7 protein-coding genes and 1 pseudogene are annotated in these 11,623 nt (G+C 73.8%); 2 read left to right on the top strand and 6 right to left on the bottom strand.

Going from position 1 to position 11,623, the window contains the following annotated elements; translation table 11 throughout:
• Together QR77_RS01205 and QR77_RS01210 are read right to left on the bottom strand one after the other, a co-directional pair.
• A partial coding sequence (locus QR77_RS01205) for an MFS transporter (protein WP_201778781.1) occupies positions 1–813 on the bottom strand: 813 nt, incomplete at its 3' end.
• Positions 814–815: 2 nt separating this feature from the next.
• Positions 816–1,463, bottom strand: coding sequence for a GntR family transcriptional regulator (locus QR77_RS01210; RefSeq protein ID WP_040019257.1), 648 nt, complete (start codon positions 1,461–1,463; stop codon positions 816–818).
• Between the two features lie 158 nt (positions 1,464–1,621).
• Between QR77_RS01210 and QR77_RS01215 the strand changes: the two are divergent.
• Positions 1,622–2,839, top strand: a pseudogene (locus tag QR77_RS01215) (serine hydrolase domain-containing protein); the annotation flags it as partial.
• Between the two features lie 11 nt (positions 2,840–2,850).
• On the opposite strand, the gene QR77_RS01220 reads toward QR77_RS01215, so the two are convergent.
• Positions 2,851–4,422: an NAD(P)/FAD-dependent oxidoreductase gene (locus QR77_RS01220; protein ID WP_040019258.1), complete on the bottom strand. Its 1,572-nt coding sequence runs from the start codon at positions 4,420–4,422 to the stop codon at positions 2,851–2,853.
• A gap of 57 nt (positions 4,423–4,479) precedes the next feature.
• Entirely contained in the window at positions 4,480–6,705 is a 2,226-nt protein-coding gene (locus tag QR77_RS01225) for a serine/threonine-protein kinase (protein WP_040019259.1), read from the bottom strand.
• Positions 6,706–6,897: 192 nt separating this feature from the next.
• On the opposite strand from QR77_RS01225, the gene QR77_RS01230 reads away from it, so the two are divergent.
• A complete protein-coding gene (locus QR77_RS01230; protein ID WP_040019260.1) occupies positions 6,898–8,490 on the top strand; it encodes an ATP-dependent DNA ligase in 1,593 nt (530 codons plus the stop codon).
• 133 nt (positions 8,491–8,623) lie between these two features.
• On the opposite strand, the gene QR77_RS01235 is transcribed toward QR77_RS01230, so the two are convergent.
• On the bottom strand, positions 8,624–9,667 hold the full coding sequence (locus QR77_RS01235; RefSeq protein ID WP_040019261.1) for a phosphatidylinositol-specific phospholipase C domain-containing protein: 1,044 nt from the start codon (positions 9,665–9,667) through the stop codon (positions 8,624–8,626).
• A gap of 226 nt (positions 9,668–9,893) precedes the next feature.
• The coding region (locus QR77_RS01240; protein WP_063797982.1) for an NAD(P)-binding protein at positions 9,894–11,623 on the bottom strand (1,730 nt) is incomplete at its 5' end.

Here is an 11,623-nt window from a genome sequence, read left to right on the forward strand (position 1 = left end):
GGCGAGCGGCTGGACGGCGGCCCCGGTGCCCAGGTAGAGGACGGTCAGCGCGGTGGCGTAGAGGAGCCCCCAGCGGCCGAGCCGGTCGTCGACGAGCGTCGGCATCACCGCGTACGCGAGTCCGGCGGCGCCGAAGACCCAGGGCGCCATCGGCAGGATCAGCAGCCGGAACGTGCGCCGTCCGGGTACGGGCACCCGGAGGTCGCGCAGCAGGCCCCGGCGCTCCCTCGGAGCCCCCGAAGGCCCCCGCACCGGGCGGATCTCGGCCACGCGCGGCAGCAGTGCCAGGGCCGGGAGTGTGAGCGCCACATGGACGAGGTAGGGCAGCACCATCGGCCAGGGTGCCCACTGCGCGAGTACGCCGGCGACACCGGCGCCGAGCCCGAAGCCGGCCGTCAGCCACAGCGAGGCCCGCCTCGCCCCGAGAGTCGGATCCCCCGACGCGGTGGACAGCTCCTTGACCCAACTGCTGCCCACGGACATGGCGATGCCGACGGCGATCCCGGTGAGGAGCCGGCCCGCGTAGATGGGCCGGGGGCCCGTCGCCCCGAAGGCGAGGACGGCGCTGGCGAGCACCGAGGCCGCCGTCCCCGCGATCATGACGCGGCGCCGCCCGTGCAGGTCCGACAGCGGTCCCGCCAGCAGCAGGCCGGGGATCAGCCCGACCACATAGGCGCCGAGGAACGCGTCGACGCTCAGTACGGAGTAGCCCCCGGTGCGGCGGTACATCAGCAGGAGCGGGGTGAACTGGTTGCCGCCCCAGCCGCACGCGAACATCGCCGCCGCCACGGTGCGGGGCCCGGGTGACGCCACGGTCAGAACCGCCCGTGTGTCGCGCTCAGGTGGGAGCGCAGCGCCTCGGCGAACCCGGCGGGGTCCCCGGCGGCGAGCAGCGCGAGCAGCGCCTCGTGCTCCTCCACCAGGAGGACGGGCCGCTCCGGCCGCGGGCGGAGCGCGAGGACGCTCATCCGCCGCTGGCGGTCCGTCAGGGTGCCGTAGAACCTGCTCGACAGGGCGTTGCCGGAGGCGTCGACGACCGCCCGGTGGAAGGCCTCGTCCGCCTCGGCGAACCCTTCGATGTCCCCTCCCTCGGCGCGCTCCCGCTGCCGCCCGATCAGCTCACGCAGCCGCGCCTCGTCGGCGGCGGCGAGCCCCCGCAGCGCGATGCGCTGGGCGGCGGCGTGCTCCAGCGCCTGGCGCAGATCCAGCACGTCCTGGGCCTCACCTGGCGGTACGGGCACCACGACGGCGCCGCGCTTGGGGTGGAGCCGGAGCAGGTCCTCCTCGGCGAGGCGCAGGAACGCCTCGCGTACGGGAGTCCGGCTGAGCCGGGTCTGCTCGGCGATCTGGCCCTCGCTGATCAGGCTTCCCCCGGGAAGCCGGCCGCTGAGGATCAGTTCCTTGGTGAGCGTGTAGGCGGTGTGGGACGCGGAGGGGCGCGCCGCCGGTTCGCTGGGAGACATGCCGGCCACCCTAACAGGCATAGATACAAGCTTGGATACAAGAAGAGATGCAAGGACACACACCAGAGGGCCGCGAGGCTGACCGCGCCCGGCCACGCGACGCGCGCCCGGGCGACCTGCCAAGGTGATCCGGAGGACGGACGAGGGAGAGGGCTCCTATGACGCGGAACGACACCGGGCCCACCGAAGCGGCGCTCGGAGCCGACCCCGCGCACCCGGTCCTGCGCCCCGGCTCCCCCGAGCGGGCCGGCCTGCTCGCCCATGAGCTGGAGGCGCTGGTCGCCGACGCCTCGGCCTTCCTCGGCCCCTCCCCCGTCCATCCCGCCCATCCGGGCGCTGTCCTGCTCGCCGGGCGCGGCGGCACGGTGGCCCTGCACCGGGCGATCGGCAGGGCCGTGCGCTACCGCGCGTACGACGAGCGGACCGGCGCCGGCGTGGAGTTCCCACCGGACCGGCAGATCGACACCGCCGAGGACACGCTGTACGACCTGGCGTCCGTCTCCAAGCTGTTCACCTCGCTGCTGGCCGTCCAGCAGATCGAGCGCGGCGCGCTGGAGCTGGAGGGCGCGGTCGCCTCGTACGTCCCGGAGTTCGGGGCCGCGGGCAAACAGGACGTCACGGTACGTCAGTGTCTGACGCACACCTCGGGGTTCCGGGCGACGCTGCCGCTCTACCTGGAGCCGACTCCCGGGGCGATGCTGCGACGGCTCTGGGAGGAGGAGCCGGTGCACCCGCCCGGCACCGGCTACCTCTACTCGGACCTCAACATGATCGCGCTCCAGCAGGTACTCGAACGGGTCACCGGACGCCATCTGGACGACCTGCTCGCAGCCGGGATCACCGCACCGCTCGGGATGCGCCGTACCCGCTACAACCCGCCCGCCTCCTGGAAGCCGGGGATCGCGGCGACCGAGGACGCGCGGCCGCCGTGGTCCGGGCTCGACCGGGGGCTCGTGTGGGGCGAGGTGCACGACGAGAACGCGTACCGGCTCGGCGGCGTCGCCGGCCACGCCGGGGTCTTCTCCGGCGCCTGGGACCTCGCGGTCCTCGCCAGGACGCTGCTCAACGGCGGTACGTACGCGGGCGCGCGGATCCTTCGCGCCGAGTCGGTGAAGCTGCTGTTCACCGACTTCAACGCCGCTTTCCCCGGCCATGCGCACGGACTCGGCTTCGAGCTGGACCAGCGCTGGTACATGGGTGGCATGGCCGCCCCCGGCACGGCGGGCCACACCGGGTTCACCGGCACCAGTGTCGTCATCGACCCGGTGACGGACTCGTTCCTCGTCGTGCTCTCCAACTCCGTTCATCCGGTGCGCGACTGGCGCTCCGGCAGCGCGCCGCGCGCGGCGGCGGGCGACCGGATGGCGCGCGCCGTGCGGTGACGCCGTCAGAGGCCCAGCGCCGCCATCGCCGCGTTGTGGCCCGGCACCCCGCTGACGCCGCCGCCGCGCACGGCGCCCGCGCCGCACAGCAGGACGTTCGCGTGCGCGGTCTCCACGCCCCAGCGTCCGGTGTCCGGCGCCGCGTACGGGAAGGCGAGGTCCCGGTGGAAGATGTGGCCGCCGGGCAGCCGCAGTTCGCGTTCGAGGTCGAGCGGTGTCTTGGCCTCGATACAGGGGCGCCCCTCGTCGTCCACCGCCAGCACATCGGCGATCGGCTCGGCGAGGCACTGGTCCAGTCGCGCGAGCGTCGAGGCGAGCAGGGTCGCGCGCGTGGCGTCGTTGTCGGCGGCGAAGAGCCGGGCCGGGGTGTGGAGTCCGAACAGCGTCAGGGTCTGGTAGCCGCTCGCGGCGAGTTCGGGGCCGAGGATCGAGGGGTCGGTCAGCGAATGGCAGTAGATCTCGGACGGCGGGGCCCCGGGCAGCCGGCCCGCCGCCGCTTCCCGGTAGGCGGTCGCCAACTGCTCGTATCCCTCGGCGACATGGAACGTACCGGCGAAGGCCTCCCGGGGGTCGACCGAGGCGTCGCGCAGCTTCGGCAGGCGTCGCAGCAGCATGTTGACCTTGAGCTGGGCGCCTTCGGCCGGTGCGGCCGGCTCGTCGCCGAGGAGTCCGGCGAGAGCCTGCGGGGAGGCGTTCACCAGGACCTGGGCGGCCGTGACGACGCCCTCGCCCGTCTCCGTACGGAAGGAGACCTCGGCGCGTTCGCCGTCCGTGTCGATACGGGTCGCCTCGTGGCCGGTGACGATCTCGGCCCCGGCGGCCCTGGCGGCCCCGGCCAGCGCGTCGGTGAGCGCGCCCATCCCGCCCACGGGGACGTCCCAGTCTCCGGTGCCGCCGCCGATCACGTGGTACAGGAAGCAGCGGTTCTGCACGAGTGACGGGTCGTGGGCGTCGGCGAACGTGCCGATCAGCGCGTCGGTGAGCACCACTCCCCGGACGAGGTCGTGGCTGAACCGCTGCTCGATCGCGACGCCCACCGGCTCCTCGAAGAGCGCCCGCCAGGCCTCCTCGTCGTCGATCCGCCGGCGCAGCGCGTCGCGGGTGGGCAGCGGCTCGGTGAGCGTCGGGAAGACCCGCGCCGCGACCTGGCCCGTCATCCCGTAGAACGCGCGCCAGGCCGCGTACTCGGCGTCGCCGCCGGTCAGCGCGGCGAAGGAGTCGGCGGTACGGCCCTCCCCCACGAGCAGTCCACCGGACCGTCCCCCGGACGCGTCCGTACCGGACGGTGTGGACGGCGGGTAGGGCGTGTACGAGGAGACGGTGCGCCGGCGAACGGCGAAGCGCAGGCCGAGATCGCGCACGATCTTCTCCGGCAGCAGCGACACCAGGTAGGAGTAGCGGGAGAGCCGGGCGTCGACGCCGGCGAAGGGCCGGGTGGAGACGGCGGCCCCGCCGGTGTTCCCGAGGCGTTCCAGCAGGAGGACGGAGCGTCCGGCGCGGGCGAGGTAGGCGGCGGCGACCAGACCGTTGTGGCCACCGCCCACGATGACGGCGTCGTACGAGGCATGAGCGGGCATGGCTCTTGGTAACACGCGGATGATCCCCGGGCCAGAGGTGGGGGGCGCCGGAGGCCGTCAGGGGGCGTGGACGCCGGGCCTGCCGCGCAGCGCGGCCGCCTCGTCGCGCCTGCCCAGTTGGTCGAGGCAGTGCGCCTCGTCGCTCCGGCTGGAGACGGTCTCGGGGTGGTGGACGCCGAGGACCCGTTCACGGGCCCGGGAGACCTGCTCGTAGAGGACCAGCGCGTCGCTCCAGCGCCCCAGCCAGCCGAGGCCCACGGCGATCTCACGTCGGCTGACCAGGGTGTCCGGGTGGTCGGGCCCGAGGACCCGCTCGCGGAGCGCGCTGACGTCGCGCGACTCGGCGACGGCCTCCTCCCAGCGGGAGAGCCGGCCGAGGTTGACGCAGCGTCCGTGCCGGGCGCGCAGCGTCTCCGGGTCGGTGGGGCCGTGCAGCCGCGTACGGTCCTGGGTGAGCCTGTCGTACAGCTCCAGGGCCCGCTCGCCGTACCCGAGCCTGCCGAGGCTGATGCCCACCTCGTAGCGGGCGGCGAGCGTGTCGGGGTGGTCGGGCCCGAGGACCAGGGCGCGGGCCGAAGCGACGTCCTGGTAGGCGGCCAGGGCGTCCGGCAGCCGGCCGAGGCAGCCGAGCGCGTGGGCCACCTCGTACCGGGTGACGAGGGTGTCCGGGTGAGTGGCGCCGAGGACCCGCGACCGGGCCGCAGCCACCTCGACTGCCAGCCGGTAGGACTCCTCGACGCGTCCGAGCCTGCCGAGGTTGAACGCCAGGTTGTGGCGGCAGCGCAGGGTGTCGGGGTGCTCGGGGCCCATGGTGCGCTCGCGGGAGGCGAGCACGGCCGCGTACACCTGGTGCGCCTCGGCGTGCCGGCCGAGCTGTCCGAGGGCGTACGCCGTCTCCTGGCGGGCGGCGAGGGTCTCGGGGTGGTCGGGGCCCAGGGTGCGGGTGCGTCCGTCGGCGACCCGGCCGAACTCGTGCAGCGCCTGCGCGGTCCGTCCTGTCCTGCTGAGGCTGAAGCCGATCTCGTAGTGGCTGCCGAGGGTGTCGGGGTGGTCGGGGCCGAGGAGCCGTTCGCGCTCGGCGGCGACCGCCCGGTGGGTGTCGCCGGCCTCTTCCCAGTGGCCCAGCCGGCCGAGAGCCAGGCCCGCGTGGTGCTTGTCGGTGAGACCGGCGAGCTGTTCCGGCGAGGGGGTGGGGCGGCCGGGCGCGCGGGCGGCGCCGTGCGGGTCGCCCGGGCTGGTCCACTCCCCGGTCAGCGCGGCGACGGGGTCGGTCGGCAGCGGCCAGGCGGCGGTCGCCTTGTGACCCGTACCCATGCCCCGGCTCCAGGGCGGCAGCCCCTGCTCGGCGGAGGAGCTCGGGCCAGGGCCGATCTCGACGCGCGGTACGAGGGCGGTGCCCTGGGCGGGGAGGGACGCGCCCCGCGGCGCGGCCCCGGCGCGCTCGGCGATGATCCTCCGGCGCAGTCCCGCCGCGTCGGAGGGGCGCGCCTCGGGGGTCTTGGCGAGCAGGTCGAGGACGATCCGCTCGAAGAACGCGGGGATTTCCGGCCGGTGCGTCCGGAGCGGCTCGGGCACCGTGTCCCGGTGGCCGACGAGTACCGACCAGGCGTCCTCCAGATCGAACGGCGGCGCCCCGGTCGCGATCTCGTACAGCACACAGCCCAGCGAGTAGAGGTCGCTGCGGTGGTCGATCTCGCCGGCGCCGATCTGTTCGGGCGACATGTAGTGCGGGGTGCCCATGGCGATCCCGACCCCGGTGAGCTGCGAGGTGACGGCCATGTCGTGGCCGAGGCGGGCGATGCCGAAGTCGCAGATCTTCACCGTGCCGTCGGCGAGCCGCATGATGTTGGCGGGCTTCAGGTCCCGGTGGATGATGCCGTGCTCATGGGTGTAGGCGAGGGCGTCGGCGACCTGCTCGGCGATGTCGACGACCTCCTCGACCGGCAGCGGGCGGCGGTCGTTGTCGGTGAGGAGCTGCCCGAGGTCGCGTCCTTCGAGGAGCTCCATGACGAGGTAGAGGACGCCGTCGTCCTCGCCGAAGTCGTGGACGACCGTCACACCGCGGTGCTGGAGGGCGGCGGCGGCCCTCGCCTCGCGGCGGAAGCGCTCCCGTACGACGCGGGTGGCCGAACTGTCCGGCTGGGGCCCCAGCGGTTTGAGGCACTTGACGGCGACCCGGCGGCCGAGGGACTCGTCGCGCGCCAGCCAGACCTCGCCCATTCCGCCGCGCCCGATCAGTTCGAGCAGCCGGTACCGGCCCTGAATCAGCCTGGTGTCCGCCATTCGCGCTGTCGCCCCCGTCGCTCTGCCACGCATCCCACGGGCCGTCCATTCCCCGGTCCGTCCAGTATGGCCGTCCGGCGCCGCAGTGTGTACGGGGCGCGGCGGGGCGCAGGGGCCCTCGTTCAAAGTCCTGGACCCGAAGTCCGGGCCTCCGGGCGGGCGAAGCCGGGCCGGGCGTTGCACGATGGCAGCATGCTGTTGGCACCACTCGCCCATGTCTCCCGGGAGGTCGCGGCGACCTCGGGCCGTACCCGGAAGATCTCCCTGCTGGCCGGACTGTTCCGGACGGCCGGTCCCAGTGACGTGCCCGTCGTCATCCCCTACCTGGCCGGGCGGCTGCCGCAGGGCCGGATCGGGGTCGGCTGGAACGCGCTCAAGGACCCGCCGCCGCCCGCCGTCCGCGCCACGCTGACCGTGCATGACGTCGACGCCGCGTTCACGGCGCTGGCCGCAGTCGCCGGAGAGGGCGCGCAGAGCGAGCGCAGACGGCTGGTCCAGGAGCTGCTGGGCGCTGCCACCGCTGAGGAGCAACGTTTCCTCATCGGCCTGGTCTCGGGCGAGGTGCGGCAGGGCGCGCTGGGCGCGCTCGCCACCGAGGCACTCGCCGGGGCCTCCGGCGCGAACGGTGACGCCGTGCGCCGCGCGGTGATGCTGGCGGGTTCGCTCCAGGAGGTGGCGGGACGGCTGCTGGCCGAGGGGCCCCACGTACTGGAGCAGTTCCGGCTGACCGTGGGCAGGCCGGTGCTGCCGATGCTGGCGCAGAGCGCGGGGAGCATCTCCGAGGCGATCGCCAGGCTCGGGGAGTGTGTGGTGGAGGAGAAGCTCGACGGCATCCGGGTGCAGGTGCACAGGGACGGCGCGACGGTACGGATCTTCACCCGCACCCTCGACGACATCACGGACCGGCTGCCCGAGGTGGTGGCGGTGGCCGAGGGCCTGGACGGCGACCGCTTCGTGCTGGACGGCGAGATCATCGCGCTGGACGCGGAGGGCAGGCCCCGGCCGTTCCAGGAGGTCGCCGGGCGGGTCGGCTCGCGGTCCGACGTACGGTCGGCGGCCGCGGCGCTGCCGCTCTCTCCGGTGTTCTTCGACATCCTGGCGGCCGACGGCGAGGACCTGCTCGACCTGACGTTCGCCGAGCGGCACACGGCGCTGGCCCGGCTGGTGCCGGAGCCGATGCGGGTACGCAGGACCGTCGTGGTCGACGCGTCCTCGGAGGAGGCGGAGGCGGCCGGGGACGCGGAGGCCGCCGACCAAGGGCGGGCCGCCGCCGAGGACTTCCTGCGGGAGACCCTGGAGCGCGGGCACGAGGGTGTGGTGATCAAGGCGCTGGACGCGCAGTACAGCGCGGGCAGGCGCGGCGCCGGGTGGCTGAAGATCAAACCGGTGCACACCCTGGACCTGGTGGTGCTCGCCGCCGAGTGGGGGCACGGCAGGCGCACCGGCAAGCTCTCCAACCTGCACCTGGGCGCGCGGCGGCCGGACGGTACGTTCGCGATGCTCGGCAAGACGTTCAAGGGGCTGACGGACGCGCTGCTCACCTGGCAGACCGAGCGGCTGGGTGAACTCGCCCTCAGCGACGACGGGTTCACCGTGACCGTACGCCCGGAGCAGGTGGTCGAGATCGCGTACGACGGCCTCCAGCGCTCCTCGCGCTATCCGGCGGGTGTGACACTGCGCTTCGCCCGGGTCCTGCGCTACCGGGACGACAAGCGGGCCGAGGACGCCGACACGGTGGAGACGGTCCTCGCCGCGCACGGCAGGGGCGGCGAACCGGCGGAGTGACCGGCCCGGGTGCGAGGGCCGGGTGAGGGGCCCGCGTGAGAGAGGGCCGCGTGAGAGAGGGCCGCGTGAAAGGGGCCCGGCGCGCGGGGTCCTGATCCGCGTGCCGGGCCCCTCATCGGGGACGGGCGGTGGGCTACTGGGCGTCGCCGCGCGGGACGACCGACGAGAGCACGGCCGGCAGTGTGCGCCAGTCGGCCGAGATCAGGCTCGCGTGCTTCTGGGCGAGCAGCGTGAGCCGGTCGCGGGCCTGCTGCTCGGTGGGGTTGGTGCCGTCGATGGCGGGCGCCACGTTCTGCGCGTCCGTCATCAGGACGAAGTAGTGCCGCTGGTCGTACCAGGCGGTGTCTATGCCGTCGGCGACCCAGGCCGAGGCGTCGCCGTCGAAGAAGACGAACCAGGGACGGATCGTGGTGTCGGCGTAGCGGGTGCGGGGGTCGCCGGTGGAGACGTTGTGCACCGCGGGGAAGGCCGTGGCGTCGCCCAGCTTGCCCGCGGCCTTCAGGTCGCGCAGGTAGGTGGCGTACTCCTGGTCGGTCCACAGGTTGTCGAGCGGGTTCTGCTCCTCCACCGTGCCCGGGATCAGCTCGATGATGAACTTGCCGGCCAGCTCCGCGCGGGTCGGGAAGCCGTCGGCCTGGACCGCCTGGTCGAGGTCGGCGTGACTGCCCGTCAGGTCCGCGGGGCCGAACACGGCGTCGCCGAGCTTGCTCCGGACCAGCGCGTCGAAGGCGGCGGGGCCGCGTCCCGACTTCCCCAGGAAGCCGTCCTTCATCTCGATCTTGAGGACGATGGGACGGTGTCCGGGGTTGGCGTCGTGCCACGTCTTGATGTCGGTGAGGCAGCCGGCGAGGTCGCGGTTCTGCGCGTTGGTGCGGAGCTGGGCCGTGGTGGTGGCGTTGGCGCAGTTGTTGTTGTTGCCGAGCGGGTTGTCGTGCGAGACACGCCACGAGGAGCCGAACGCGTTGGTCCACACGTCGAGTTCGAGCATGGCCGCACCGGAGTCCAGCGCGTCGGCGAAGTAGGGGAAGGCCGCCTTGTCGTACGAGTTGTGCACTCCGACCCCGGTTGTGGCGGAGTAAGGAAGCTGGTCCGTGTCGGCCGCCTGGGCGGTGGTGGCGACGAGAGCGAATGCTGCGACGGCGCCGGCCGCCACCGTGGTGCGAACGAGCTTTGCCATGTCGGGATTTCCTCCAGGGATGCATGTGTGGGGCACGTCAACCGAGGAGGAGAGTAAGGGACTTCGGTGACCGACGGGAAGCCGGGAGCTTACCGGTTCGATCACCGAGGCGGCCGGCAGGCGTCGTTCACCCGCCGGTCCGCCGCATCTGCCACCCGTATGTGCCGGCGTGCGGCACACCTGTCCCCCGCGTCAGCCGCCCGCGTGCCCGCCTCCGCGCGGGCGGTTACAGGTCGGTGCGCGGCTCCCAGGAACTGGAGCCCCGGCCCAGCAGTTCGGCCAGGCCCCGGCGGGTTGCGGCCACGATGACCCGGTCCCTGGCGTTGAGTACGTATCCGGGGTGCAGGTCCCAGACCAGTCCCGCCGGGCGGTCCTGGTCGCTGTCCAGCGGGGCGTCGGGGAGGTCGGCCGTCCGGTCGTCCGGGTTCGCCGTGTCGAGGGCGATGACCCGCCAGGCGCCGGGCCTGAACACCTCGGCGACCGTGCGCCCTTCGAGCCGCGGGTGGCCCGCCACCTCGATGGCGGCGACCAGCAGCACCTTGCGCTCCACCGGTATCGCCCCGAGGATCTGACGCCCCATCATGGCGACGGCGAAAGCGGGGGCCGAGAGGGTGGAGACGCTGCGGCTGCGGGTGAGCGCCCCGGGGTGGGCGGCGCGCAGGGTGCGGTAGACGGCGGTAGCGAAGTCGTCGTCGTACAGCCGCAGGGCCACCCGCAGACCGGGGACGACGGAGCGGGCGTACAGCGCCGCTTCGAGGTTGGTGGTGTCGCTGCTGGTGAGGGCGAGCAGCGCCTGCGCACGGTTGATCTTCGCGGCCTCCAGGACGCCTTCCTGTGTCACGTCCCCGAGCACCGTCGGCACCCGCAGGGCGCGCGCCAGCGCGACACCGCGCGCTTCGGGGTCCTCCTCCACGCAGACGACGGGGATGCCGAGTTCCCGCAGTCGCACCAGGACCCGGCTGCCCACCTTGCCGAGCCCGAGGAGCACCACATGGTCGGAGAGGCCGCGCGGCGGCCTGCGCAGCGCCGACGCCGTACGGAAGGTGCCGAGGGCCTCCAGGACGGCGGCGAGCACCACCGGCAGCAGCAGAAGTCCCGCGACGCCGGCGAGGAGTTGCAGGATCTGCCGGTCGGCGGGCTTCCCGATCGCCGGGTCGTTGATGCCGAAGAGGTCGAGCAGTGTGGTGTACGTGGCCTCCAGCGGGCGGACGCCGGTGATCAGCCAGGAGAGGACCGCCAGGGCGAGCACGGCGCCCGCGATCCCGGCGAAGGACCACCGCAGGCGGCGGGAGAACAGCGTGCCCAGCGGCACGCCGCGGCCCCCGCTCCGGCCCTGGGAGGAGGCGGGTCCGGCGTACGACACGGTCTCCAGGACCACCGTGCCGCGCCCGGTGGCCGCCGCCGCGCTCGCGTCGTCGGGCAGCAGCCGGGGCCCGTCCTGGCCGCTGCTGTCCGAACCCTCGGCGCCGGCCGGGTCGTTGGTGGTGGACGAGAGCAGGGCGAGCGTGCAGAGGCCGGGGTCGGCGACCTGGCCGGAGCCCGGCGGGTTGCGCTCGGCGGCCCGCAGCAGCAGGCCGCCTGCCCTGACCACCTTGCTGGTGCCGGCGACGGCCGTGGCGGCGAGCGCGGGGGCGGCGGTGTCGGCGTCCGAGAGGACGGTGGTGGAGGTGTCGATGGCCGAGGTGTCGAGCGCGGGTACGGCGACGGCCGCCGCCTGGTCGAGGAGCGCTTCGAGGTGCTGGCCGAGCTTGCGGTTGTAGAGCCGGATGACCAGCCGTACCTGGGGGTTGAGGCGGCGGGCGGCGAGCGCGGAGCGGATGTTGATCTCGTCGTCGTCGTGGACGAGCGCCAGGGCCGCCGCGTCCTCGATGCCCGCCTCGATCAGCACGCCCTCGTCGAGGTCCTCGGCCTGGAGGAGGTCCGTGTTCCCTCTGCCGTCACCGCCGACGCCGGCGG

Source organism: Streptomyces sp. 150FB (assembly GCF_000818195.1).
Classification (GTDB): domain Bacteria; phylum Actinomycetota; class Actinomycetes; order Streptomycetales; family Streptomycetaceae; genus Streptomyces.

What these genes read in the sequence shown, in the direction of transcription:
- QR77_RS01225 (WP_040019259.1), bottom strand. Translation starts at nt 6,705, where the DNA reads ATGGCGGACACCAGGCTGATTCAGGGCCGGTACCGGCTGCTCGAACTG.
- QR77_RS01220 (WP_040019258.1), bottom strand. Translation starts at nt 4,422, where the DNA reads ATGCCCGCTCATGCCTCGTACGACGCCGTCATCGTGGGCGGTGGCCAC.
- QR77_RS01230 (WP_040019260.1), top strand. Translation starts at nt 6,898, where the DNA reads ATGCTGTTGGCACCACTCGCCCATGTCTCCCGGGAGGTCGCGGCGACC.
- QR77_RS01235 (WP_040019261.1), bottom strand. Translation starts at nt 9,667, where the DNA reads ATGGCAAAGCTCGTTCGCACCACGGTGGCGGCCGGCGCCGTCGCAGCA.
- QR77_RS01210 (WP_040019257.1), bottom strand. Translation starts at nt 1,463, where the DNA reads ATGTCTCCCAGCGAACCGGCGGCGCGCCCCTCCGCGTCCCACACCGCC.